Here is a 25,772-nt window from a genome sequence, read left to right as displayed (position 1 = left end):
TAAGAACAGTGGGTAATATGGCCCCGGACAACCCGACAGTGGAGGGCAAACAGATGGCCAACAACACGACCCGGCGACGCGTTGCCGTATTGGGTGGCAACAGGATTCCGTTCGCGCGGTCCGACGGCGCGTATGCCAACGCCTCCAACCAGGACATGTTCACCGCCGCCTTGGACGGGCTGATCGACCGTTTCGATCTGGCCGGTGAACGTCTCGGCGCGGTGATCGGCGGCGCGGTGCTCAAGCACAGCCGCGATTTCAACCTCATGCGCGAATGCGTGCTGGGCAGCTCGTTGTCGCCCTACACGCCTGCCTACGACATCCAGCAGGCCTGCGGCACCGGTCTGCAGGCCGCGACCGCGGCCGCGAACGCCATCGCGCTGGGGCAATACGACTCCGCGGCGGCAGGTGGCGTGGACACCGCCTCCGACGCCCCGATCGCGTTCGGCAACGACCTGCGCCAGGTGCTGTTGGGCTTGCGCCGGGCGAAGTCCAACCTGGACCGGCTCAAGCTGGTCGGCAAGCTGCCGGCCGCGCTCGGCGTGGAGATCCCGGTCAACAGCGAGCCCCGCACCGGCATGTCGATGGGCGAGCATGCCGCGGTCACCGCCAAGAAGATGGGCGTCAAGCGCGTCGACCAGGACGAACTGGCCGCCGCCAGTCACCGCAACATGGCCGCCGCCTACGACAGCGGATTCTTCGACGATCTGGTCACGCCGTTCCTTGGCCTGTATCGCGACAACAACCTGCGGGCGGACTCCACGCCCGAGAAGCTGGCCAAGCTCAAGCCGGTGTTCGGCGTCAAGGCCGGCGACGCGACCATGACCGCGGGCAACTCGACCCCGCTGACCGACGGTGCCTCGGTGGCGCTGCTGGCCAGCGAGGAGTGGGCTCAGGCGCACGGTCACGAGCCGCTGGCCTACTTCGTCGACTCGGAGACCGCCGCCGTCGACTACGTCAACGGGCCCGACGGCCTGCTGATGGCGCCCACCTACGCGGTGCCCCGGCTGCTCGCCCGCAACGGACTGTCACTGCAGGATTTCGACTTCTACGAGATCCACGAGGCGTTCGCGTCGGTGGTGCTGGCCACGCTGGCGGCCTGGGACTCCGACGAGTACTGCAAGGAGCGCCTCGGCTTGAGTACGGCACTGGGAAGGCTCGATAAATCCAAGCTCAACGTCAACGGGTCGTCGTTGGCGGCGGGCCATCCGTTCGCGGCCACCGGCGGCCGGATCGTGGCGCAACTCGCCAAGCAACTGAGCGAGAAGAAGAAGGAAACCGGTCAGCCGGTGCGCGGACTGATCTCGATCTGCGCCGCCGGTGGGCAGGGCGTCGCCGCGATTCTGGAAGCCTGATGCGGGCGTGACCTCCACAAACGCCGGCCGGAAAAACATTCGAAAAGTTTGTTTTCTCCGGTGTGTAACGGCCACGGCGTAGAGGTCGATACACGGGTAGCTCCGTGTTGCCGTCTGACCCCCCGACCCGACGGCAACACGGGGCACCTAGCTTCTTATTCTCGGCAAAATCGGCCGTACTTTTCTCTGGTTTGAGGGGTACCCGAGGCGTACGATCGAGCCTACGACGGGTTCGGGAGTGACTGATCCAAAGAGTCGGTACAGGGGTGAAAAACCGGCTGCGTGAGACAAATTGAGACGCCCCCAAGTGTCCTCCCGAACCCGCCCTATTTTCTGAAGTCCCTTCGCCTTCTGGTCCCCTGCGACTGTTCTCCGCATAGCGTGGTGCCATGCAGATCAGCCTCATCGCCTCCCTCAGTGACACCGGCAGCCGCTCCCCGGTCGACGCCACCGTAGAGAACCTCGCGCAACTGCGCGACGAGGGGTTCCGGCGGGTGTGGATGACGCAGATGCCCTATGAACCCGACCTGCTGACCGTGCTCGCGGTGGCTTTCCGTGAGGTCGACGGGATCGAGGTCGGCACGGGGGTCATCCCCATTCAGAATCAACACCCGATGCTGCTGGCCCAGCGCGCGCTCACGCTCAGCCTGATCAGCGGCGGCCGGTTTCTGCTCGGGCTCGGCATGACGCACGCCGCGGTGACCGAGGGTATGTGGGGCATTCCGTGGGACAAGCCCCTCCGCCGCCTGCGTGAGTATCTCGACGGGCTGCAGCCGCTGCTGGCCGGCGAGCCCGCCGACGCTCCGGGCGAGACGGTCACCACGCGCGGCGCACTGCAGATCCCCGGCGCGCCGGCACCCGATGTGTACATCGCCGCCCTGGGACCGCAACTGCTCAAGCTCGCGGGTCGCCGCACCGCGGGCACCGTCACCTGGATGACGGGGCCGACCACGCTGGCCGAGCATGTTGCCCCGACACTGCGGGAGGCAGCCGGGGACCGCCAGGTGCGGGTGGTCGCGGCACTCCCGGTGAGCGTCACCGATGACGTCGACGGCGCCCGCGCCCAGGCCGCCAAGCAGTTCGCGATGTACGGGCACTTGCCGTCCTATCGGGCCATGCTCGACCGGGAGGGCTATGCGGGCCCCGAGGACGCGGCCATCATCGGCGATGAAACCACTGTGGCGGAACGCATCCGGGCGCTCGGCACCGTCGGTGTCGACGAATACGTCGGGGTGGTGTTCGACGCTTCCGCGGAAACCCGGGCCCGCACAAGGGCTCTGCTGCGCTCCCTCGACAGCTGACGGTGTGGCCAGCCACACCCCATATTGGCTGGACAGCACCATGTTCCGGTGCCACCCTGTCCGGCAACGATGATGACCGTGACAACCACCGCAAGCACATCCACCTCCGCATCCGATGGCCGGCGCCGAACGCTGAGAACCCCGTTCACCGCGGCGGCCTGCCGTGGCTATCTTTATTTCCTGCTGGTGAGCGTCCTTGCTCTCGTCGGTGTCGTCTACCTGTTCGTGACCGGCCTGACCTCCGGGCTGTTGCTCGTCACCCTGATCGGCATACCCCTGCTGGCTCTCGTGGTGCTGTCGGGTCGATGGTGGAACGCGCTGTACCGGTCGCTGGCCCGGCTGGTCGGGGTCACGATCGACCCATCGGCGCCCTTTGTACGGCAGGCCAGTTGGGCTCACACCGTGGCGGCTGCGCTGACGGACGGCGTCGGCTGGCGCAGCCTGGGTTTCCTTCTGCTGCAGAGCGTCGTGATGACACCCGTCGGCTATGGGGTGGTGGTCGGGGTGGTGGCATCGGCGGTCCTGGTGGTCTCCCCGATGATCTGGGTGACCACCGGTGAAGCGATCGTCAGCCTCGGCGAACCCGTGGACTCGCTCGGCACCTACCTCCTGCTGTCGGCGGGTGGACTGCTCGGCCTGTATCTGTTGGCGTGGATCATGATCGGAATCGGGCGTGCCCATGTCTGGCTGGCCGAAACATTGCTGGCCCCGACCGATCGCGAGCGCCGGGTCGGCGAGCTCGAGCGGGCCCGTGCCGATGTCGTAGACGATTCGGCAGCGACATTGCGCCGGGTCGAGCGTGATCTGCACGACGGAACCCAGGCCAGGCTCATCGCTGTGGCGATGACGCTGGCCCGCGCCGAGGAGAAGATGGCCGACCCGGACAAGGCTGATCGGGCCCGGCAACTGGTCTCCGACGCGCTGGCGAACACCAAGGACACCCTCACCGAACTGCGTGATCTGGTCCGCGGGATCCGTCCGCCTGCATTGGATCTCGGTCTGGTGCCGGCTGTGCAGACATTGGCGGCGCGAAACCCCGTCCCCGTCGAGTTGGTCGATGACCTCGCCGTACGCCCATCGATCGGTGTCGAGACGCTGGCGTACTTCTGTGTGGCCGAGTTGCTCGCCAACGTGTCTCGGCATTCCGGCGCGACGCGAGCCACGGTGCGGTTGTCCAGCGATGCTCACGGATTGCGGATCACTGTGACGGACAACGGGTCCGGTGGAGTCCAACCCGCCAATGGCTCAGGATTGACAGGGTTGACAGATCGCCTGCGCATGGTGGACGGCCACCTCGACATCGACAGTCCTCTCGGCGGCCCCACCACGGTCAGTGCCGTCGTACCGTCAGGGCCGCGGCAGTGACCCGGCTGGCGATCGCCGAGGACAACGCGATCCTGCGGGACGGCCTGTCCCAACTGCTCGTCGAACGTGGGCACGACGTCGTGGCCAAGGTGGGTACGGCCGACCAGATACGCGAGATCGCCGAGACACTGCGGCCTGAAGTGTTCGTCGTCGACATCCGCATGCCGCCGACCTTCACCGACGAGGGGCTGATCGCGGCGGTCTCGTTGCGGCGTTCCCATCCGGATGTCGGTGTGCTCGTGTTCTCGCAGTGGGTCGAGACCCGTTATGCCGCTGAGTTGCTGGCGGGGAACCCGGAAGGGGTGGGCTATCTGCTGAAGGACCGCGTGGCCGACATCGGCGAGTTCGACGCCGCGGTGCGGCGCGTGGCTGCCGGGGGCACGGCCCTCGATCCGGAGGTGGTGCGCCAGCTGATGGGGACCCGGCGCAGCGGCGATGCGTTGGCTCGGCTGACTCCCCGCGAACGCGAGGTTCTTGCCCTGATGGCCGAGGGGCACTCGAACAGTGCCATGGCCGCACATCTTTCGATATCTGAACGTGCCGTAGAGAAACACATCGGCGGCATCTTCACCAAGCTCGACCTGGCGCCGTCGACGGCGCACCACCGGCGCGTGCTCGCTGTCGTCACCTACTTGAACTCATAGGGCTCGGGGTTCGGTTCGAGCAGGCGGCGCACCGAGGTGCGTGATCCGTACGGACGCAACATTCGGCTGGCCGGGCGGGGTCGCACGATCTGCGGCCACCAGAACCACCGGCCCAGCAGCGCGGCGATCGACGGTGTCATGAACGATCGGACGATCAAGGTGTCGAAGAGCAGACCGAGGCCGATGGTGGTGCCGATCTGGCCGAGCACGATGAGATCGCTGAAAATGAACGACGACATCGTCGCCGCGAACACCAGACCGGCCGCTGTCACCACCTTGCCGGTACCGGCCATGGCGCGGATGATGCCGGTTTTGAGCCCTGCCCCGATCTCTTCTTGGAATCGGGATATCAACAGCAAGTTGTAGTCAGCACCCACCGCCAGCAGCAGGATGATCGCCAGCGCCAGCACGATCCAGTACAGCTGGATGCCGAAGATGTACTGCCACACCAGGACTGACAGGCCGAACGATGCACCCAGAGAAAGCACCACCGTGCCGACGATGACGATCGCGGCGATCAGGCTGCGGGTGATGAACATCATGATGAGCAGGATGAGCGACATGGCCGCCAGGGCGGCGATGATCAGGTCGTACTTGGCGCCGTCTTGAATGTCCTTGTAGGCGGACGCTGTTCCGGCCACGTAGATCTTTGCGTCCGACAGGGGAGTGGCCTTGATCGCGTCGAATGCGGAGTCTTTGAGGGCGTCGATGTGTGAGATGCCCTCTGGGGTGGCGGGAGTGCCCTCATGCGTGATGATCATGCGGGCGGCCTTGCCGTCGGGTGAGAGGAACAGCTTCAAGCCGCGCTTGAAGTCAGGGTTGTCGAATGCTTCTGGGGGCAGGTAGAACGAGTCGTCGTTCTTGGCCGTGTCGAACGCCTGCCCCATCGCGGTCGCGTTCTCGAGGGCTTCCTGGGACTGTGCGTTGGTTCCGGCCGTGGTCGCGTAATTGGACAGGGTCAGATCGCGGTTTCGTTCCTGGATGGCGATCTGCGGCGGCAGGAGCGCAACGAGTTGCGGTTGCAGTGCATCGAGTTTGTCGAGGCTCGCGGTGATCTGTCCGAACTGATCGCTGAGCTTGTCGATCCCGTCGAGCGCGTCGAACACCGACCGCAGCGCCGCACACATCGGAATGTCGAAACAGTGTGGCTCCCAGTAGAAGTAGTTGCGCAGCGGCCGGAATTGGTCGTCGAAGTTGGCGATCTTGTCCCGCAGATCGTTCACGATCGCGACGGTGTCGTGGAAGGCCTGGGTCTGCTCGTGGGTGGCGGCAGCACTGGCCTGCTGCAGTGCGACCTGCCGTTTGAGGATGTTGATCGTGTTGGACAGCTCGTTGGCCTGCTTGAGCAGATCGGCCGCGCGGTCCTGCTGGTAGCCCAGATTCATGATCTGGCTGGCGCTTTGTGCGCTGATCTGAAAGGGGATCGAGCTGTGCTTGATCGGTGTGCCCAACGGCCGGGTGATCGACTGCACCAGCGCAATGCCGCGGGTGTGCAGAACGGCTTTGGCGACGCGTTCGAGGACCAGCATGTCCGCGGGGTTGCGCATGTCATGGTCGGTTTCGATCATCAGCAGCTCGGGGTTGAGCCGGGCCTCCGAGAAATGGCGGGTGGCGGCGGTGTAACCGACGTTGGCCGGGGCCGACTCCGGGAGGTAGGGCCGCCCGTCGTAGCTGGTTTTGTAGCCAGGTAGGGCGAGCAGGCCGACGAGTGCGATCAGACACGACACCACCAGGATGGGGCCGGGCCACCGCACGATCGCCGTACCGATGCGTCGCCAACCGCGGGCCTGCAGCTTGCGTTTCGGCTCCAGTAGGCCGAACCGGCTGAAAATGGTCAACACGGCAGGCCCGATGGTCAGCGCTGCCGCCAGCGTCACGAGCACGCCGATGGCGGCCGGCACGCCCAGAGTTTGGAAGTAGGGCAGCCGGGTGAAGTGCAGGCAGGCCACCGCGCCGGCGATGGTCAGCCCCGAGCCGACGATGACGTGCACCGTCCCGCGGAACATGTCGTAATACGCGGTCTCGCGGTCCATTCCGCGAGTTCGTGCCTCGTGGTACCGGCCGATGATGAAGATGCCGTAGTCGGTGCCCGCGGCGATCGCCAACAACGTCAGCAGATTCGTCGAATACGTGGACAGTCCGATGATCCCGGAATGCGCCAGCGCGGCCACGACACCGCGTGCCGCGGCCAGTTCGATCAGGACCGTCGCCAGCACGATCAGCATCGTGACGATCGAGCGGTAGACCACCAAAAGCATCACGGCGATGACCAAGAAGGTTATGCCGGTGACCCTTTCGGTTCCTTTACTGCCGACTTCGAAGTTGTCGGTGATCAGCGGTGCGGCGCCGGTGACGTAGGCCTTGACCCCGGGAGGCGGTGGCACGCCGGCCACGATGTCGCGGATGGCGTCGACGGACTGGTTTGACAATGCCTCGCCCTGATTGCCGGCCAGGTACACCTGCACCAGGGCGGCCTTGCCGTCCTTGCTCTGCGAGCCGCCCGCCGTGAGCGGATCCCCCCAGAAGTCCTGAATGTGCTCGACGTGTTCGGTGTCCGCGGCCAGGCGTTTCACCAGGGTGTCGTAGAAGCGGTGGGCGGCGTCACCGAGAGGCTGTTCGCCTTCGAGTACGACCATTGCCGCGCTGTCGGAATCGAACTCGTCGAAGACCTGGCCGATGTGTCGCATCGCCACGGTCGACGGCGCGTCCGGTGCGTTGAGACCGACCGAGCGCGCGGCGCCGACGATTTCCAACTGCGGCACAAGGATATTCGTCAGCGCAGCTACCGCAACCCACACCAGCACGATCGGTACGGCGAGCAGGCGAATGGTCCGCGCGGCCCTGGAACGTTCGATGCGTTCGGTGCCGTGGGCGCTCATGCGGACTTGTCCAAGCAGGCGATGTAGCCGTTCACGTTGTCGGTGGATCTTTCGTCCTTGACCACACCGTTGACGGTGATGCGGCAGCCGATGGTGTCGCCGTCGCCTTGCGCCCGTAGATCGGCGAAAGTGTCGGATCATCGGTGACCAGCGTCTGCGACCAGGGCAGCGGGACGTCCTCGGCGCGCTGCGGCTGTGCGTCGATGTCCAGATAATTGATGGTCGCGATCGAACCGGGCGATCCGAACACTTCGAAGAGAACCCGCTTCGGGTTGTATCCAGTGTTTTCCAGGGCGTCGGCGCTCGGGCGGGACACCTCGTTGTCGGAACCGAAGATGCCGTGCAATCGACTGACGGTGAAGGCGACGACCGCCACCACAAGTACGGCCACGATCACCGTCCAGCGCCGCTTTACCAGGCGTCCTACCGAGATCCCCTGCATCTCAGAGCCTTTCGACAACGGCGCCAGCGCGCCGGGAGGCGAGAGTCTTTTGGCCGTTCCAAGCACCTGAACGGTACCGTACGGTACAGTCGTGGGCCGGGCAAGACCTATGGACGATGGGCTTGCCGAGAAGGAAGGATTTCCGCGTGGCTTCCGCTTCGACACACGGTGGTTCGGCGCCGGCTCCCGCGTCGCAGTGGACCGAACGCGAAGGCGAACTCCTGGCGGTGACGCTGCGGCTGTTGCAGCAGTACGGATACGACCGTTTGACGGTGGAAGCCGTTGCGACGGAGGCAAAGTCCAGCAAGGCCACCATCTACCGGCGCTGGCCGTCCAAGACTGAACTCGTCCTGGCGGCGTTCATCGAGGGCACCCGGGTTCAGCTGGTCCCACCCCGGACCGGCTCATTGCGTTCGGACCTGTTGAGCATCGGTGCGTCGGTGTGCGCACAGGCTCGCGAGCACGGCAGCACGATGAGTGCGATCATGTCCGAGATTGCGCACAGCCCGGAACTGAGCGCCGCCCTGCAGAGCCATTTCGTGCTGCAGCGCAAGAATCTGATGGCCGAGGTTCTGGCCGACGCGGTGGCCCGCGGCGAGATCGCCGCGGAGGCCATTCACGACGAGCTCTGGGACGTCATGCCGGGTTATCTCGTGTTCCGCTCCCTGATCCCGGGACGTCCGCCGACCGAGGAGACGGTTCGTGCCCTCGTGGACGACGTGTTGATGCCGAGCCTCACCCGGTTCTAGCTCAGGTCTGCGTCAGCGGCGGCGCCACCACACCAGCAGGCCGATCGCCGCGAGCACCGCGATCACGGCTGCCGCCGGCACCACCGGTTTCGACCTCGCGGCCTCGGTTGCGGCGTGTGCCCGGTCGACCACGGCGTCCTTCGTCTCCGCTGCCTTGTCCTGGGCACGGCCCTTGACGTCGAGTTTGTCCGACAGTGCGGCCACCGTCGCGCCCAACTCGTTGCGCGTCGCGTCGATGTCGGATTGCAGTTCGTCGATACCGGCCTCTGGCCCCGGTTCGGGCGGAAGTCGATCAGCGTTGGCCATGTCGTGCCTCCTTGAGCTCATTGAGGTCCTGCTTCACGCTGTCCACAGACTCGGTGGCCGGTGGTGGAACCTGTTTGGCCTGGCTGCGGCTCACCATCGCGGCCACTGCGGCGCCGAGGAACAGCACGGCGGTGACGATCACCGCGGAGGCCCATACCGGCAGGGCCAGCGAGATCGCTGCGACCACCGCGGCGATGGCCGTCATCAGGCCCAGCACCGCAAGCAGGCCCGCGGCACTGATCAGCCCGGCACCGATTCCGGCGTGGCGTGCGGAATCCTGGAACTCCCGCTGCGCCAGTCGTAACTCGTCGCGAACCAGGCGTGTTGTCTGCTCCTGCAATTGGCCGAGGAGCTGCGTTGTGGATGCTTCGCTGATTGTTCGTGATTCGGTAGTCATGGGTTGGCCTTCCTCAGACGTACTACTTCTCTCACAAGCAGTGCCCGACAGCGGGCCGGGCAAAACCTGGTAGCGGGTAGCTCATCGTTAGCAACTGTCCGATTCGGGGTACCCGCACTGGCAGCCGGAAGCCGTTTCTTCCGGGCGGTTGCCGATGTGAGGAGGACCCGTGAGCCGACGCGCGAAGATGATGTACCTGCCGTTGTCCATGGCGATGAGTGTGGGCGGGGGTCTGCTGGCCAGCGCGTTGTTCGCCCAGATCTGGAAGCGCATCGACGAGCCCAATATGGAGCCGCCCGATCCCAAAGATCTGGAGCGGTCGACCGCAAAGGCGTTGACTGCGGCCGCCATACAGGGGCTGGTGTTCGGGTTGGTCCGAGCCGCGGTCGACCGGGCAGGCGCCAAGGGCTACCGGGCACTGGCCCACGAGTCGCCGGTGTAGCTCAATCAGCCCAGGCCCGACGGCCGGTTGCGCGAACACGGCTGAGGGTGACGTGGTGTGACCCGTCGCAGCGCGCGTGGGTGGCGAGCGCGTCGTTTCGGCGCCCTTCGACCCGGCTGATGTGCCGGTTGAGTGCGCGCTTTTGCTGGGTGGTCAGCGAGCGGCCGCGGTGGGCGAGGAGTTCCAGTTGCTGCCAGCTCAGTCCGTCGAGCTCACCGTCGGTGTCGTGGGTGGCGACGACGACGCAGCCGCGCAGCAATGGCACCGATTTGGGAGTGAAAGATGTTGTGGCCAGCAGAAGTTCGGTTGCCTGACGGTTCACGTGTCGCTGGCACGAATGGGTGGAGGGGCTGAACCAGAAGTCGAATTGCCGATCGGCGGAGGTCAGGCAGTGCAGCCCGTGGTCGTGGACGAGTTGGTCGATGTCGGCGGTGGTGTAGGCCCGGGTTTCATAGATGGCGCCATTGACGCTGAAATATAGGACGGTGTTCATGGTGATGTTCCATTCGTCTCTTTCTTTTTCAGTGCGGCCGCGGGCGTGCGGCGCTGTTACTGGAGTTACCCGTGTGACGAACGGGGTAAACCTTGATAACGATCAGAACACCGTTCGCCTCAGCGCAGGCCGTTGAGCGCCCAGACTGTCAGATACGCCAGCCCGAAGAAGGCTGCCACCGCTATCGCCACCCCCGTCGATTGCACATACGACAGCGGTGAGCGCACCCATTCGAACGTCGCCGCCATCACTGCATCCGGACGCGTCACCAAGTCCCAGGAGTTCCACCGCTGGAACCGTCCGATCACCACGCCGACCGCGCACAGCGCCACCGACATCACGGCCACCAGCCAGCCCCAGACCGGACCGAACTCGTCGTCCAGGCGGCGATGCACGAGTAGGAGTGACACCACTCCCAGCAGGATCCCGGTCCACGCGGCGAACCCGTACTGCAACACATGGCGCCACAGTTCGTAGCCCTCACCGAGGTGCACCAGATCGGTGACCAAATACGGCGCGTTGGGCAGGAAGGCCAGCCAGACCGCACCCAGCGGCAGCAGCCACAGCCGGCGCTCGACCAGATCGAAGGCGATCGCGAACACCATCGGGATCCAGGCCAGCACGAGATTCCACACCAGGAACTTGGTGGGGTACGACATCGGTGCGGCCGGATCGGTGATCCCCAGGGCGAGGGTCAGCGCCGTCGTCGCCATCAGGGAGACGACCAGCAGGATGCCACGGGCTTCGGTCATGCGACCAGTGTGCCTGGTCGGGTTTGTCAGCTGAATGTTGGCTTGTGTTCCATGATTTGGCTAATCGGGCACACAGGCCGACAGTGGGCGCATAACGCAATGAGGCCCTGGGCGAACCCAGGGCCTCATTGGTGTACGGCTTTTTAGAACGCAGCCTCGTCGAGCTCCATCACCTCGTTGTCGAGGGTCTCGATGACCTGACGGGTGCTGGTGAGCAGCGGCAGCATGTTCTTGGCGAAGAACGATGCAGCGGCGATCTTGCCCTCGAGGTAGGTGCGGTCATCGCCGGTGGCGCCGGCGTCGAGCTTCTCGATGGCCACCGAGGCCTGGCGGGCCAGCAGCCAGCCGAGCAGCAGGTCGCCGACCGACAGCAGGAACCGGACCGAACCGAGACCCACCTTGTAGATGCTGGCGGAATCTTCCTGCGCGGCCATCAGGTAGCCGGTCAGGCTGGCGGCCATGCCCTGGACATCGGCCAGTGCCGTGCCGAGCAACTCGCGCTCGGTCTTGAGGCGGCCGTTGCCGGTCTCGTTCTTGATGAACTGCTCGATCTCACCGGCAACGAACGCCAGCGCCTGACCCTTGTCGCGGACGATCTTGCGGAAGAAGAAGTCCTGCGCCTGGATGGCGGTGGTGCCCTCGTAGAGCGAGTCGATCTTGGCGTCGCGGATGTACTGCTCGATCGGGTAGTCCTGCAGGAAGCCGGAACCGCCCAGGGTCTGCAGGCTCTCGGTCAGCTTGGCGTAGGCCTGCTCCGAGCCGAAGCCCTTGACCACCGGCAGCAGCAGGTCGTTGACCTTGTGCGCGAGCTCGGGCTCGACACTGTGCAGCGTCTTGGCGACGTCCTTGTCCTGGAAGGTCGCGGTGTACAGGTACAGCGCGCGCATGCCCTCGGCGTAGGACTTCTGCGTCATCAGGCTGCGACGCACGTCGGGGTGATGCGTGATGGTGACGCGCGGGGCGGTCTTGTCCATCATCTGGGTCAGGTCGGCACCCTGCACGCGCTCCTTGGCGTATTCCAGAGCGTTCAGGTAACCGGTCGACAGGGTGGCGATGGCCTTGGTGCCCACCATCATTCGGGCCTGCTCGATCACGTCGAACATCTGCGCGATGCCGTTGTGGACCTCGCCGACCAGCCAGCCCTTGGCAGGCTTGTCGTGCTGGCCGAAGGTCAGCTCACAGGTGGCCGAAACCTTCAGGCCCATCTTGTGCTCGACGTTGGTGACGTACACGCCGTTGCGCTCGCCCAGCTCGCCGGTCTCGAAGTCGAAGAGGAACTTCGGTACGAAGAACAGCGACAGGCCCTTGGTGCCCGGGCCTGCGCCCTCGGGGCGGGCCAGCACCAGGTGGAAGATGTTCTCGAACAGGTCATCGGAGTCGGCGGAGGTGATGAACCGCTTCACGCCGTCGATGTGCCAGGAGCCGTCCTCCTGCTGGACAGCCTTGGTGCGGCCGGCGCCCACGTCGGAACCGGCGTCGGGCTCGGTGAGCACCATGGTGGCGCCCCAGCCGCGCTCGGAGGCCAGGACGGCCCACTTCTTCTGCTCTTCAGTCGCGTTGTCGTAGAAGATCTGCGCGAATGCGGCACCGCCGGCGTACATCCACACGGCGGGGTTGGCGCCGAGGATGTGCTCGTTGAGGGCCCACAGCAGAGCCTTGGGGGCGGGCACGCCGCCGAGTTCTTCGTAGAGGCCGACCTTGTCCCAGCCGCCGTCGATCGCCGCGCGCACCGACTTCTTGAAGGGCTCGGGCAGGGTGACGGTGTGGGTCTTGGGATCGAACACCGGCGGGTTGCGGTCACCATCGGTGAACGAGTCGCCGATCGGGCCCTCGGCCAGGCGAGCCATCTCATTGAGCATCTCGCGGGCCGTATCGGCGTCCAGGTCGGTGTAGTCACCGGACCCGAGGGCCTTGTCCAGGCCGAAGACGTCGAACAGGTTAAAGACCTGGTCACGGACATTGCTCTTGTAGTGGCTCACTTTTCCTCCTTGTGAGAATGCCACCTGAGGTTGGGTACTTCGGATAAGTTACCCACCAGTAACTGCGGCCAACTATACCGTTCAGTAACTTCAACGCAAAGAAACTCTGAGCAATTTCTGGGAGCTAACCAACCCAGCGGTTGATCGACCTATGTACCGCACCATCGAAATCGCCCTGAACTGCGGTTTCGTCACATTGTGACGATCCTCACGAATATCGCCATTAGGGTGGGCGGATGCGTCGAATCGCGGTGTGGGGTACGGGAAACATGGGGGCGACGGCCATCAGATCGGCCAGGGCGTTTCCCGGGCTGGAATTGGCGGCAGTCATCACCTCGTCAGAGGACAAGGCCGGTCGTGATGCCGCGATGTTCGCCAAGCTGGACGAGCTGACCGGGGTCAATGCCACGACGGACGTCGACGCGGCCCTGGCCGAGTGCGACGCCGTCGCCTACATGTCCTCCGGCGACATTCGGCCGGAGGAAGCCATCGCCGAGATCGAGCGGTGCCTGCGGGCCGGCAAGCAAGTGGTGACGCCCTCGCTGTATTCCCTCTACGACCCGGCCTCGGCTCCGGCGGAGTGGGTAGAGCGGCTCACCGACGCGGCGGTGGCGGGCAACTCCGCGCTCTTGGTCAGTGGTGTCGACCCGGGTTGGGGCAATGACGCGCTGGCCGTGATCGCGGCCGGGCTGTGTACCCGGATCAAGACCATCCGGTGCCAGGAGATCTTCGACTACTCCACCTATGACCAGCCGCACGCGGTGCGCGTGCTCTGTGGTTTCGGTGGGTCGATGGACGAGACGCCGATGATGCTGTTGCCCTCGATCCCGACCATGGTGTGGGGCGGCAACGTACGGCTGATCGGCCGCGGGCTGGGTCTGGAGATCGACGACATCACCGAGACGGTCGAACGGCTCCCGCTGACCGAGTCCGTCGACAACGTGCTCGGACACTTCGAGGCCGGCACGCAGGGTGCGTTCCGGCTTCAGGTCATCGGATGGGCCGGCGGCGTCGAGCGCGTCATCATCGAACACATCACCCGCATCGATCCCGGCTGTGCCCCGGACTGGCCACAGCCCGACCAGGGCGTCGGCGACCACCGGGTGATCGTCGACGGCGATCCGCAGCTGAGCATCGTGGTCCGTGCCGACGTGCCGGGCGGCACCCGCGCTGACGGCGGCAACACCACGGCGGCCAACCGACTCTTGGGCGCGATCGATTGGCTGGCCACCCAGAAGCCCGGCATCTACGACGGCCTCGACGTGCCGCTGCACCCGCCGCTGCCGCCCGAGGTCGAGGCCACCCGCTGGATCTGACCTTCTTCCGCTGACCAGTCCCCCGCAAGCGGGCGGGTCCCAGCAAATGTCCCCGACACGCTGAGCGTGTCGGGGACAATTTGCGTCTGCTGCTCGCGGGGGTTAGTCCGCAGCCGCCTCAGCGGGCTCGGCCGGTGCCTCAGCGGGCTCGGCCGGTGCTTCCGCCGATGCCTCTGTAGATGCCTCGGCAGGTTCCGCGTCGGGCAACTGGGCGACGAGGTACTCGGCCAGCCCACCGATGGTGGGGTAATCGAACACCGCGGTCGCATTGAGCGTGAACTTGCCACCGAACTGACTGTGCAGCCGATTGCGAAGTTCGATCGCCATCAGCGAGTCCGTGCCGAGATCCAGGAAGCGGCTGGTCGCGGCGGGCGGTGAAGCGAGCCGCAGGAAGTTCTGCACTTCCTTCTGCAAGAACTCGGTGACGAACCCGGCACGCTGCGGCACGGGGATCTCGAGCAGTTGCTTGAGCACCTCGCTGTCGCCGACGACCTCGCCGACCGCACTCGGCAACACCAGATCGAGGATCGGCGGCCGCTGGCTGCCCAGCACCTTCGCGGCCCGCTGCCAGTTCGCCTTGAGGACGGTGGCCTGGCCGGTGCCGTTGGCGACGACCTCGCCCAGCGCGGCCAGCGCCGCCGAAGGCTCCAGCGGAATCAGGCCCTGGGCACTGATGTTCGCAGTCGCCGCCTCCGAGGACGCCATACCGCCCTGACCCCACGGGCCGAAGTTGATACCCGTGGCGGGCAGGCCGTGTGCCCTACGTTGCGCGATCAGACCGTCGAGCAACGCGTTGGCCGTCGCATAGTTGGACTGACCCGGTGAACCGAACAAGCTCGACACCGACGAGGACACGATGAAGAAGTCCAGATCGTCATCCTTGGTCAGCCGGTCCAGATATGCGGCGCCGAAGGCCTTGGCCGCCAACGTCGTCCGGAACCGTTCCACACTCTGCTGGCCGAGGAGCGCATCATCGAGCACGCCGGCCAGGTGCGCGATACCGGCAAGTGGTGGCAATTCCGCGCGGATCCGTTCCAAGAGCTTCGCCACCTCGGCCTCTTCACCCACATCGGCGGTGAACACGTGGATGCGGGTCTTGTTGCGCTCGGTGATCTCGTCGATCAACCGTTGTGCATCCGCATCGGGGGCACGACGGCTGGTCAACACGATGTCTCCGGCACCTCGCTGGGCCAGATACGACGCGGTGTGTAGACCGATCGCCCCGAGCCCGCCTGTGATGAGGTAGGTCCGGTCCGGCTGCGGTGCAAGCGGATTCGGTAGCTGGCAGACGATCTTGCCGATGTGCCGGGCCTGCTGCATCCGCCGGAAGGCCGTCCGGGCCTCGGTCAGCGGGTAGATCTCCGCGGGCAGCGGTTTCCACACCCCCTTGGCCAATCCGTCCGAGACCTCGGTGAGCAGGTCGCGGATGCGATCCGGCTCGGTGAACATCACGGTGTCCAGCGCGACGATCTCGTAGGAGACGTCGGGCCGGGCCTCGGCCATCTGCTCGGCTGACCAGATGTCACGCTTGGCGATCTCGGCGAAGCGGCCGTTGCGGGCAGTGGCCTTCAGCGTCGCTTCGATGAACCCTTCGCTGGTCAGGGAGTTCAGCACCACATCCACGCCGGCACCGTCGGTGTCGGCCAAGATCTGGTCGGCGAAGTCCGTTGTCCGCGAGTCGTAAACGTACTTCACACCCAGGTTGCGCAACGTCGCGCGCTTGAAGGTGCTGGCCGTCGCGTAGACCTCAGCGCCGCACTGCTGTGCCATCTGGACGGCCGCCAGGCCGACACCGCCACTCGCGGCGTGGATGAGCACCTTGTCGCCAGGCTTGAGCTGCGCCCAGTCGAAGGACAGGCGGACCGTCAGGGCCGCAGCGGGAATCGTGGCGGCCTCGACCGCGCTGACGCCGTCCGGGATCGGCGCCAGGAACTGGGCCGGCACGTTGAACCTGCTGGAGAACGCGCCCTGCATGGAGCCGTAGACGCGCTGGCCCACTTCGACTCCGGTGACGCCCTCACCCAATTGCGTGACGACACCGGCGAAGTCACCGCCGATCGGCCCGGGGTCGCCCGGGTAGAGGCCCAGGACGTTGAGCACGTCGCGGAAGTTGAGCCCCGCGGCCTCCACCCGAACCTGCACGTAGCCCTCGTCCGGTGCGGGCACCTCTTTCTCGGTGATTCGCAGATTGTCGATCGCGCCGCGCTCGGTGGGGGCCAGGACGTAATCGTTTCCGCGAGGCACCGTGAGATGGCCGCTACGGGCCCAGGGCAGTAGCCGGGAAGCCAACAGCTTGCCTTGCCGCACTGCGATTTCCGGCTCTTCGACCGGCGTCACCAACAGATTCGCGAGTGCCTGCACGGCTTCACCAGACCCGTCGGTGTCGACGAGCTTGGCGCGCAGCGCCGGTTCCTCGTTGATCGTGGTGCGGCCGAATCCCCACAGGGCCGCTTGCACCGGGTCGACCGGTTCCCCGGATTCGGTGGCCACGGCCCGCTCGGTGACGATCCACAGACCGCCGGGCAATTTCACCTCTCCGCCCTGCACGGTGTGCACCGCGCTGAGCAGATTGGCGATCTCGGTCTCGAGCCGGGCCTGGCGGTCCGCGCTCGATTCCTCTGCACCCGCTGCGGTGGCCCGCCAGATAACACCGGAGAACGGCAGACCGCGTTCCTTGGCCTGGGTCAGCACCTGCCCGAGGAGTTCTGGATCGGTGCTGTGGTCGAACGGGATGCAGCCCGGAACCTTGGCGGCCAGTTCGTCGAATCCGGCGATCAACCAGGTGCCGCTGGCGTTTTCGGCTGCGTCCTCGGCAGCCGGCGGTACCGGAACCTCGTGCCAGCCCAGGGTGTACAGCAGGCGGGTGGCGTCGCCGCCGAGTCCGCGCAGCAGTGCTTCGCGAGGCGCGCGCTTGACGGTGAAGTCACGCACGCCGCCGAGATACCGGCCATCGCGGTCGAGGTAATCGAGATCGAAGACCTGGGTCTCGCTGTCCAGGGCGCTCTCATGCCACCGGGCACGGCAGTAGAAGCGCCGCGGCATCTTCTCCTTCAACGTCACCTGCCCGTACCGCAGCGGCAGGAACAGGTCATTCACGCCCTGCTCAGCCGCCAGAAGCGCGGGGAACGCGGGGAAGGCGACACCGGTGCACAAGTCCATCAGGACCGGGTGCATCGGCTCGGTGCCGAGTTGTTCGGCGAGTTCCTCGCCGACCAGGATGTCGCCGATCGCCTCGCCTTCGCCGAGCCACAACGACTTCAGCGAACCGGACCACGTCGGACCCCAGGCCAGTTCCAGATCGGCGAAGGTCTCGAACAACTCCTGCGGACGCATGCGTTCGAGGCGCTCGATCGCTTCGTCGACCGGATCCGACTCATCGGGGGCCTGCTCTTCGGAGAGCCCGGCGAGCACCGTGCCTTCGGCATTCAATGACCAATCGGCGCCACGCTCCCCGTACGGGCGGCTGTGTACCTGGAACTTCCAGCCGTCACCCTCGTCCAGCGGGTGCAACGTCAATTGCACCTCGCGAGAACTCTTCTCGGGCAGGATGATCGGCTCGTAGAAGAAGACATCCTTGGCATGCGCGGGGGTACCGACCGCGGCCAGCGCCATCGCGGCGTATGTCGCTCCGGGGACCACCACGGTGCCGTAGATGACGTGGTCGGACAACCAGGGCTGCGATTTGACCGACAACCGGCTGGTGTAGACCGAATCGCCGGAGGCGAGGTCCTTTCCACTGCCGAGGATCCCCGATCCCACGGCACCGTTGACATCAGCGGTGATTCCGGTGCCCTTGGGCCAGAAGCGACGTCGCTGGAACGGGTAGGTCGGCAACTCGAGTCGCCGCCTGGGCCCGCGATGCAGGGCGCCGAAATCGGGCCGGTGACCGCCGACGTAGGCCGAGGCCAGTGCGTCGGCGATCTGCCGCCGATCAGAGACACCCTTCCGCATGGAGACGATCGCACGCGGCGCCGCCAAGTGTTCCGGCCAGACCTGTACCGCGGCTCCGGTCAGCACCGGTTGCGGACCGATCTCCATCAGAATCGAGCAGCCCAGCGCGGCCACTGTGCGCACGCTCTCGGCGAACTGCACCGGCTGGCGGGAATGCCTGCGCCAGTACTGGGCGTCGAGTGGGGTCTGGGCGGTGAGCACGGTGCCGGTGCGGTTGCAGACCAGCGGCATCGTGGGTTTCGCGAACTGCAACTGCCCTGCGTAGGCCTCGAATTCGTCGAGCACCGGATCGAGCAGTTCGGAGTGGAACGCGTGGCTGGTCTCCAGCCAGGTGCACCGGACCCCGTCCTCCTCGAACTTCTCGACGATCTGTTCGAGGTCGTCACCCGGCCCCGACAGCACGGTGTTGGGCCCGTTGTAGGCGCCCACCGAGACCCGCGGAAATCCACCGGCGATCTGTTCGACGTGCTTGGGGTCGGCGAATACCGCCACCATGCGCCCACCTTCGGGCAGGCTGCCGAACAGTCGTCCGCGCTCGGCCATCAGACGGGCGCCGTCTTCGAGGCTGAACACCCCGGCAACGCATGCCGCGGCGTACTGGCCGACACTGTGCCCGAGCACGACATCGGGTTCGATCCCCCAGGACTGCCACAGCCGGGCCAGGCCCATTTCCACGGCGAAGATCGCCGGCTGTGCAAATGAGGTGTGCCGCAGTGTTTCTGCAGCCTTGCCTCCGGTTTCGCGATTGTCGGCCAGCAGCACGTCGAGCAGTGGCTGCGGCAAGATGTCGTTGACCGCGTCCGCGCAACGGCGGACCGTTTCGGCGAAAACGGGTTCGGCGTCGAACAACTCACGCGCCATGCCGGCGTACTGGCTGCCCTGCCCGGTGAACAGCCACGCCGTCATCGGGTGATGCGGGCGCTCGCCCCGTACCACACCGTGCCGCAGCCGGTTCTCGGCCAGTTCGGCCAGCCCTGCACGGGCCTCGGCGACCGAATCCACGACCAGAGCGGCGCGATGTTCGAAGTGCGAACGGCCCGTCCCGGCAGTGAGGCACAGGTCGGCGAGATCTGCGTCGGGATGGTTGCCCAGCCAGGTTTCGTACCGCTGGGCCAATGTCGCCAGCGCTTCGGGCGACCGGGCGGACAGGGCCAGCACCTCTACCTGCTTGGGCTGTTTTTCCGTTGCCGCACCGTTGTTTTCCGGTGCCGCTCCCTCGGCGCGATCCCCGCCGGTCTGGTGCTCATCGGCGGGCGCGGCCTCGGGCGCCGGTGACGGGGCCTCTTCGACCAGCACGTGGGCGTTGGTCCCGGTGAATCCGAAGGAGCTCACGCCGGCACGTCGGGGCCGGCCGTTGGCCTGCCACGGCATCGCTTTGTCCACCACCTGTACGGGCAGCGAATCCCACGGGATGTGCGGTGACGGATTCTCGAAATGCAGGCTCTGCGGCAGAGTTTCGTGCTGCAGCGACAGCACCACCTTGATCAGGCCGGCTGCCCCGGAGGCCGACTCGGTGTGGCCGATGTTGGTCTTCACCGACCCCATCAGCAAGGGCCGGCCGGCATCACGCGAGCCGCCGTAGGCAGCCGCGGCCGCCTGCACCTCGATGGGATCACCCAGCGGGGTCCCGGTTCCGTGTGCCTCGAGGTAATCGACATCGCCTCCGTTCAGGCCGGCCCGGGCCAGCACGGTACCGATGAGGCGTTGCTGGGCACCGCCATTGGGCACGGTCAGGCCGCTCGAAGCGCCGTCCTGGTTGACCCCGCTGCCCGGGATGACCGCGCAGATCCGATCGCCGTCGCGCTGCGCGTCGCTCAGCCGCTTGAGGACCAGGATTCCGCAGCCTTCACTGCGGACGTAGCCGTCGGCGGACGCGTCGAACGTCTTGCACCGCCCGACCGGCGAGAGCATCCGGGCGCGGGACGCGGCGACCACGGTCACCGGAGACAGCAGGACGTTCACGCCGCCTGCCACTGCCATGTCGCAATCGCCGGATTGCAGTGCCTGGCAGGCCTGGTGGACGGCGACCAACGCCGAGCTGCACGCGGTGTCGACTGCCACCGCGGGCCCCTCGAGCCCGAGCGCGAAGGCGACGCGGCCCGAAACGGCGTTGAGCGCGTTGCCGGTGATGAAGTGCGGCTCGATCTTGTCGATCGGCTCTGCTGACAGCAGGTGCGCGTACTCGTTGGCGGCCACACCCACGAACACACCGGTTCGGCTGCCGCGTAGGCGCTCAGGTGAATGCCCGGCTCTTTCCAGGCCTTCCCACACCGTTTCGAGGACCAGTCGCTGCTGCGGTTCGATCCAAACTGCCTCGCGCGGAGAGATGCCGAAGAACTCAGGATCGAATCCGTCGATGCCGTCGAGGAACCCGCCGTGGCGCGTGTAGGTCTTCCCGGGAGCGTCGGGGTCCGGGTCGAAGAACTCGTCGATGTCGAAGCGTTCCTCCGGCACTTCCCGGATCGCGTCGACGCCGCCGGACAGCACGTCCCAGAACGCTTCGGGGTTCGGTGCGCCGGGGAACCGGCACGACACCGCGACCACGGCGATCGGGTCGTCGGTGCGCGTCGCGGCCACCGATGCGGTTGTCGGGTCGGACTTCTGCTCGGCCAGTCCGAGTACCTCGCCGAGCAGGTAATCGGCCACGTCGGATATCCGGGGATGGTCCATCACCACGGTGACCGGGATTTCCTTGCCCACACCCTGTTCCATGCGGCGGCGCAGTTCGACGGCCATCAGTGAGTCCATGCCCAGGTCGAAGAACCCGGCGTCCTCACGGATTTCGCCGGCATCGACGCGGGTCACTTCGGCGACGGAGTCGCGCAGGTAATCCGTCAGGAGCTTCTTACGTTGCTGCACCGGGGCATTCGTGAGCTGCTCGACCAGCTTGGTCTTGCCGGATGCGGTGACCGGCGACGCCGTGCCCGACTGGGCGGGCAGTTCACCTTCCAGCTCTGCCAGGAATCCCCGCCGGCCCGCCTGCTGGAACAGCGGCAGGAATCGGGGCCAGTCGATACGCGCGATCACTCCCTGCGCGGGGCCGTGCGCCGAAGAGGCCGCCACCACATCGGCCAGGCCGGCCAGCGCGTCGGACGGCGACAACGGCTTGATTCCGCGTTGCTCGAGCCGGGCGCGGGATTCCGCGTCGGCCATACCTGCCGACCAGGGACCGAAGTTGACGCTGGTGCCGGCGATGCCCTGATTGCGCAGGCGCCAGGCCAGCCCGTCCAGGAACGCGTTCGCCGCGCTGTACGCGGTCTGACCGAACCCGCCCCACACCGATGCGATCGAGGACGTGCTGATGAAGAAATCGAGGTTGTCGTCGGCCGTGGCTTCACTCAGATGCCAGGCGCCCCAGACCTTCCCGGCGAAGACCCGGTCCACCTCGGCGTCGTCGAGCTCGCTCAGCGGAGTGGTGCCGTTCTCACCCGCGGCGTGCACGATGCCCGCGAGCGGCGGCAGCTCAGCCCGCACACTGGTCAGAAGGCGTGCGACGTCGTGGGCGTCGGCGACATCGGCCGTGGCGACCCGGATTTCGCAGCCGTGCTGGGAGCACAGTGCGTCGATGTGTTTCTGAGCGGCCTCACTTGGCTGGCGGCGACTGGTCAGCACCAACTGCTTGGCACCGTGCGCGGCCAGGTAGCCGGCGACCTCGAGTCCGATGGAGCCGAGCCCCCCGGTCACCAGATAGGTTGCGGTATCGCGCAATTCCAGCGGCTTGCCGCTCGGCAGATCCTGTGGTCGCACCAGCCGGGGCACGTAGACGTCTTGACCGCGCAGCGCGATCTGGTCTTCCTTGACCGCCGATTCGGATCCCGTCGTGATGCGGTTGAGCAGCGTGGACCATTCGCCGGACGTGACGTCGGACAGGTCGGCCAGACCACCCCACAGTTGAGGAAGCTCAAGGGCCGCGGCGCGGCCGAATCCCCACAGGGCGCTCTGCTCGGGTGTCACGGTGTCCGCGTCGGTGACGCACTGTGCTCCGCGGGTGACGAGCCAGATGGGTGCCCTGAGATCAGCGGCGACCGCCGCGCGGAAGAGTCGCCGCGTTCCGGCCAGGATCTGGTGTTGCATGCGCAGCAACGACCGCATCGAGGGGACACCGTCGGAGTCCACCGCGGCGACGTGGATGATCCGCGTCGTCGAATCGCCTGCCGCCGCGACGCGCAACGTGTCTGCGAGCTGCTCCTCGTCGGTGTCCGATGCCGGCAGTCCGAGGATCCGGTATTGCTGTCCGCGTGCGGTGAGTGCCTCGACCAGGGGTTTGACGGCTTCGGATTCCTCGCCGATGAGGATCCAGGAGCTATCGGCGGCGTCGGATCCGGACAGCGGTGTGAGGGCTTTGTCCCAGCGGAACTCGTAGCGGTCGTCCGCGATGGACTGCGTCGAGCGTTGCTGATTGTGCTGCGCGGCAAGCTTGGTCAGTACCGCCCGGGTTTGATCGTCGTCGCCTGCGCCACCGAGCAGGGCCGCGAGCTCTTCGATGCGGCCGTCCTCGAGAAGGCGGACTGCCTGGGTGCGGGCGGCCACGTGCTGTTGCTGGTTCGGCTCTTCCCGGTTGTCGCGGTACCAGTACTGGCGGTGCTCGAACGGGTAGGTCGGCAGGTCGAGCTTTCGCGCGTGCGGCTGCCGGAAGGCGCCGAACTCGGGCAGGTGGCCCAACACGTATGCATCGGCCACGGCTTCGGTGATCTGCCGATGGTCGGCGGTGTTCGGCCGCAACGAGGCGATCACCCGCGGTGCGGTGGCCGGGTCGGGCCACGCGCCGAGGGCCGTTGCGGTGAGCACGGGGCGGGGACCGATCTCCAGCAGCACCTTGCAGTTCAGATCGGCCAGGGTGCGCACGCTCTTGGCGAACTCCACCGGTTGGCGCGCGTGACGGCGCCAGTACGCGCCATCCATCTTGACGCTGCGTCCCAGCGCGGCGCCGGTGCGGTTGTCGATCAGAATCCGTTGTGGTGCTTGAAAAGTGAACTGGTTTGCGTATGCCTCGAACTCGTCGAGGATCGGCTCGAGCAACGCCGAGTGGAATGCGTGGCTGGTCTCCAGCCAGTCGCACCGGATCCCGTCGGCGGCCAATCCGGCCACCGTTTTCTCCAGGTCCGCGACCGGTCCGGACAGCACGGTGTTGGCACCGTTGTACGCCGCCACCGACAGCGTGGGGTACTCGTCGGTGAGGCTTTCGACCCGTTCGGCCGCGGTGAACACCGCCACCATCCGGCCACCTGCGGGAAGGCTGCCGAAGAGGCGGCCGCGTTCGGCCATCAGCTTGGCGCCGTCTTCGAGGCCGACCACTCCCGCGACGCAGGCCGCCGAGTACTGACCGACGCTGTGACCGAGCACCACGTCCGGTTCGATTCCCCAGGACTGCCAGAGCCGCGCCAAGCCCATTTCCAGGGCAAACAGCGCCGGCTGGGCGTAGGACGTCTGCCGTAACGTCTCTTCGGCACCGGGGCTGTCCAGGTCGAAAATGACGTCCAGCAAAGGCTTTTCGAGCATGTCGGCGACCGCGGCCGCACACCGGTCCAGGGTTTCGGCGAACACGGGTTCGGTGTCGTACAACTCGCGGGCCATGCCGGGGTACTGGCTGCCCTGACCGGTGAACAGCCAGGCCGTCTTGGGGGTGTCATGAGATTCCCCGCGGACCAGGCCGGGGGCCGGGCGGTCGTCTGCCAGCGCCCCGAGGAGTTCGACCGCGGCGTCTCGGGAATTGACCACCAGCGCGGCGCGGTGTTCCAGGTGTGCTCGTCCGACTCCGGCGGTCAGGCACACGTCGGCCAAGGTGGCTTCCGGGTGCGCGGTCAACCAGCTGCGGTACTGGTCAGCGAGCTGCACGAGGGCCGCGGGCGTGCGCGCCGACAGCGGAAGGATGCTGAATCGCCTGTCCTCGGACACTCCGGCCGCCTCGGGCACGACCACCGGAGTCGGTTCGGGCGCTTCTTCGAGGATGACGTGCGCATTGGTGCCGGCGAACCCGAACGAGCTGACGCCTGCGATGCGCGGTTGACCGTTGCGTTCCCACGGCCGCGAATCCTTGACGACCTCGACTGCCAGCCGGTCCCACGGAATGTGCGGCGATGGGTTTTCGAAGTGCAGGTGCTTGGGTAACGTCTCGTTTTCGAGCGACAGGATCACCTTGATGACGCCGGCGATCCCGGCGGCTGCTTCCAGGTGCCCGATGTTCGTCTTCGCTGAGCCGATCAGCAGGGGTCGCTCGGCGTCGCGCCCGGATCCGAGCACTGCACCGGCGGCCTGGGCCTCGATCGGATCACCCAGTGACGTTCCGGTGCCGTGTGCTTCCAGGTAACCGACTTCGCTGGGTTCGACGCCCGCACGTTTCAGGGCGGCGGCGATAACCCGTTGTTGTGCTACACCGTTCGGCACGGTCAGCCCGCCGGATGCGCCGTCCTGGTTGATGGCGCTGCCGCGAATCACGGCTCGAATGTGGTCACCGTCGCGGATTGCGTCGTCGAGGCGTTTGATGACGATGACGCCGCAGCCCTCGCCGCGCACATAGCCGTCGGCAGCGGCGTCGAATGTCTTGCAGCGGCCGTCGGGTGCCAGCATGTGCGCGCTCGAGAAGGTGATCATGGTGGCCGGAGTGAGCAGGACATTCGCCCCACCGGCCAGCGCGAGATCGCACTCGCCAAGGCTCAGCGCCTGGCACGCCTGGTGGATTGCCACCAGCGATGAGCTGCACGCCGTGTCGACCGCGACCGACGGACCCTGCAAGCCCAACCGATAGCTGATCCGCCCCGCTGCCGCGGCATTGGAGGTCCCGATGGCCATGTAGGCCTCGATCTCGGGGTACGTCAGCTCGTCAGACGCCATTCCCAGGTAGTCGTGGGTGGCCAGGCCGACGAAGACACCGGTGTTGGTGTCGGCCAAAGCTGTTGGTGCGGTGCCGGAATGCTCGATGGCGCGCCACGAAGTCTCAAGCAGAAGTCGATGTTGAGGGTCCATCAAGCGGACCTCGCGGGTCGACATCCCGAAGAACGGTGCGTCGAACCCGGTTACGTCGTCGACGAACCCGGCGCGCCGCGTGACGACCTTGCCGGGCGAGCCCGGTTCCGGGTCGAAGAACTCGTCGGCGTCCCAGCGGTCCTGGGGTATCTCCGAGACCGCGTCGCGGCCTTCGCGCAACACGTCCCAGAACGCTTCGGCGTCCGGAGCGCCGGGAAAACGCGCCGCATAGCCGATTACGGCAAAGCGAGGGGTGGTTTCGGTCGGATGGTCGGCGATTCCCATGCCGTTGTACTCCTTGCATCGGCGGTCACACGGTGACTGCGCGGGACATTTATCGCACGCGAAAATTGTCCGCCCCCCGACGGCACTACGCACTATGTCAGACGAACCTGTGACGTGTGGTGCCTAGGGTGTGGCCTCAGGTGGGGTGGGCAG

The 25,772-nt window shown here is 66.3% G+C and carries 14 protein-coding genes and 1 pseudogene; 7 read left to right on the top strand and 8 right to left on the bottom strand.

The genetic code is table 11. From position 1 onward, the window contains the following. Nucleotides 1–53: 53 nt before the first annotated feature. The 4 genes from E0T84_RS17375 to E0T84_RS17360 all read left to right on the top strand — a co-directional run bounded on the left by E0T84_RS17375 (nucleotide 54) and on the right by E0T84_RS17360 (nucleotide 4,665). Complete coding sequence (locus tag E0T84_RS17375; RefSeq protein ID WP_070185853.1) at nucleotides 54–1,355, top strand: acetyl-CoA C-acetyltransferase; 1,302 nt, start codon at nucleotides 54–56, stop codon at nucleotides 1,353–1,355. Nucleotides 1,356–1,744: 389 nt separating this feature from the next. Then, nucleotides 1,745–2,656 (top strand): TIGR03564 family F420-dependent LLM class oxidoreductase, encoded by a 912-nt coding sequence (locus E0T84_RS17370; RefSeq protein ID WP_138745062.1) that lies wholly within the window; start codon nucleotides 1,745–1,747, stop codon nucleotides 2,654–2,656. Between the two features lie 72 nt (nucleotides 2,657–2,728). Next, the gene (locus E0T84_RS17365) at nucleotides 2,729–4,021 is read left to right on the top strand and encodes a sensor histidine kinase (RefSeq protein WP_234998222.1); all 1,293 of its coding nucleotides are present in this window, start codon (nucleotides 2,729–2,731) and stop codon (nucleotides 4,019–4,021) included. After that, nucleotides 4,018–4,665 (top strand): response regulator transcription factor, encoded by a 648-nt coding sequence (locus E0T84_RS17360; RefSeq protein ID WP_070185833.1) that lies wholly within the window; start codon nucleotides 4,018–4,020, stop codon nucleotides 4,663–4,665. Before E0T84_RS17365 ends, E0T84_RS17360 begins: the two co-directional genes overlap by 4 nt. Here the strand turns inward: E0T84_RS17360 and E0T84_RS17355 are convergent. Both E0T84_RS17355 and E0T84_RS17350 read right to left on the bottom strand, forming a co-directional pair. Next, nucleotides 4,650–7,544 (bottom strand): RND family transporter, encoded by a 2,895-nt coding sequence (locus tag E0T84_RS17355; protein WP_138745061.1) that lies wholly within the window; start codon nucleotides 7,542–7,544, stop codon nucleotides 4,650–4,652. The two genes, E0T84_RS17360 and E0T84_RS17355, sit on opposite strands and share 16 nt — an antisense overlap. Beyond that, nucleotides 7,541–7,986, bottom strand: a pseudogene (locus E0T84_RS17350) (MmpS family transport accessory protein). Before E0T84_RS17350 ends, E0T84_RS17355 begins: the two are co-directional and overlap by 4 nt. Before the next feature lie 146 nt (nucleotides 7,987–8,132). On the opposite strand from E0T84_RS17350, the gene E0T84_RS17345 reads away from it, so the two are divergent. Then, complete coding sequence (locus E0T84_RS17345; protein WP_070185835.1) at nucleotides 8,133–8,735, top strand: TetR/AcrR family transcriptional regulator; 603 nt, start codon at nucleotides 8,133–8,135, stop codon at nucleotides 8,733–8,735. Nucleotides 8,736–8,747: 12 nt separating this feature from the next. On the opposite strand, the gene E0T84_RS17340 is transcribed toward E0T84_RS17345, so the two are convergent. Beyond that, nucleotides 8,748–9,041 (bottom strand): DUF3618 domain-containing protein, encoded by a 294-nt coding sequence (locus tag E0T84_RS17340; RefSeq protein WP_070185836.1) that lies wholly within the window; start codon nucleotides 9,039–9,041, stop codon nucleotides 8,748–8,750. Further along, a complete protein-coding gene (locus E0T84_RS17335; RefSeq protein WP_070185837.1) occupies nucleotides 9,028–9,438 on the bottom strand; it encodes a phage holin family protein in 411 nt (136 codons plus the stop codon). The genes E0T84_RS17340 and E0T84_RS17335 overlap by 14 nt, the downstream gene beginning before the upstream one ends. 187 nt (nucleotides 9,439–9,625) lie before the next feature. On the opposite strand from E0T84_RS17335, the gene E0T84_RS17330 reads away from it, so the two are divergent. Continuing rightward, nucleotides 9,626–9,880 carry a DUF4235 domain-containing protein gene (locus tag E0T84_RS17330; protein ID WP_138745086.1) on the top strand — a complete coding sequence of 85 codons (255 nt, stop codon included), beginning with the start codon at nucleotides 9,626–9,628 and terminating at the stop codon, nucleotides 9,878–9,880. Nucleotide 9,881: 1 nt separating this feature from the next. Here the strand turns inward: E0T84_RS17330 and E0T84_RS17325 are convergent, their stop codons facing one another. The 3 genes from E0T84_RS17325 to E0T84_RS17315 form a co-directional block, all read right to left on the bottom strand. Next, the gene (locus E0T84_RS17325; RefSeq protein ID WP_138745060.1) at nucleotides 9,882–10,373 is read right to left on the bottom strand and encodes a hypothetical protein; all 492 of its coding nucleotides are present in this window, start codon (nucleotides 10,371–10,373) and stop codon (nucleotides 9,882–9,884) included. A 119-nt stretch (nucleotides 10,374–10,492) separates the two neighbouring features. Then, nucleotides 10,493–11,125 (bottom strand): DUF1361 domain-containing protein, encoded by a 633-nt coding sequence (locus E0T84_RS17320; protein WP_138745059.1) that lies wholly within the window; start codon nucleotides 11,123–11,125, stop codon nucleotides 10,493–10,495. 143 nt (nucleotides 11,126–11,268) lie between these two features. Continuing rightward, a complete protein-coding gene (locus E0T84_RS17315) occupies nucleotides 11,269–13,104 on the bottom strand; it encodes an acyl-CoA dehydrogenase (protein ID WP_138745058.1) in 1,836 nt (611 codons plus the stop codon). 236 nt (nucleotides 13,105–13,340) lie between these two features. Here E0T84_RS17315 and E0T84_RS17310 point away from each other — a divergent pair, with 236 nt between their 5' ends. Beyond that, the gene (locus E0T84_RS17310) at nucleotides 13,341–14,420 is read left to right on the top strand and encodes a dihydrodipicolinate reductase (protein ID WP_138745057.1); all 1,080 of its coding nucleotides are present in this window, start codon (nucleotides 13,341–13,343) and stop codon (nucleotides 14,418–14,420) included. 102 nt (nucleotides 14,421–14,522) lie between these two features. Here E0T84_RS17310 and E0T84_RS17305 read toward each other — a convergent pair whose 3' ends face one another. After that, entirely contained in the window at nucleotides 14,523–25,619 is an 11,097-nt protein-coding gene (locus tag E0T84_RS17305) for a type I polyketide synthase (RefSeq protein ID WP_138745056.1), read from the bottom strand. Nucleotides 25,620–25,772: the final 153 nt, after the last annotated feature.

The sequence above is a fragment of the Mycobacterium sp. DBP42 genome, assembly GCF_005924235.1.
Classification (GTDB): domain Bacteria; phylum Actinomycetota; class Actinomycetes; order Mycobacteriales; family Mycobacteriaceae; genus Mycobacterium; species Mycobacterium syngnathidarum.
The sequence above is the reverse complement of the archived record's forward strand: the minus strand, read 5'-3'. Positions and strand labels throughout refer to the sequence as shown.

Coding starts and splice junctions, on each gene's coding strand:
- E0T84_RS17320 (WP_138745059.1), bottom strand. CDS start 11,125: ATGACCGAAGCCCGTGGCATCCTGCTGGTCGTCTCCCTGATGGCGACG.
- E0T84_RS17310 (WP_138745057.1), top strand. CDS start 13,341: ATGCGTCGAATCGCGGTGTGGGGTACGGGAAACATGGGGGCGACGGCC.
- E0T84_RS17305 (WP_138745056.1), bottom strand. CDS start 25,619: ATGGGAATCGCCGACCATCCGACCGAAACCACCCCTCGCTTTGCCGTA.
- E0T84_RS17330 (WP_138745086.1), top strand. CDS start 9,626: ATGATGTACCTGCCGTTGTCCATGGCGATGAGTGTGGGCGGGGGTCTG.
- E0T84_RS17375 (WP_070185853.1), top strand. CDS start 54: ATGGCCAACAACACGACCCGGCGACGCGTTGCCGTATTGGGTGGCAAC.
- E0T84_RS17335 (WP_070185837.1), bottom strand. CDS start 9,438: ATGACTACCGAATCACGAACAATCAGCGAAGCATCCACAACGCAGCTC.
- E0T84_RS17365 (WP_234998222.1), top strand. CDS start 2,729: ATGACCGTGACAACCACCGCAAGCACATCCACCTCCGCATCCGATGGC.
- E0T84_RS17370 (WP_138745062.1), top strand. CDS start 1,745: ATGCAGATCAGCCTCATCGCCTCCCTCAGTGACACCGGCAGCCGCTCC.
- E0T84_RS17340 (WP_070185836.1), bottom strand. CDS start 9,041: ATGGCCAACGCTGATCGACTTCCGCCCGAACCGGGGCCAGAGGCCGGT.
- E0T84_RS17355 (WP_138745061.1), bottom strand. CDS start 7,544: ATGAGCGCCCACGGCACCGAACGCATCGAACGTTCCAGGGCCGCGCGG.
- E0T84_RS17325 (WP_138745060.1), bottom strand. CDS start 10,373: ATGAACACCGTCCTATATTTCAGCGTCAATGGCGCCATCTATGAAACC.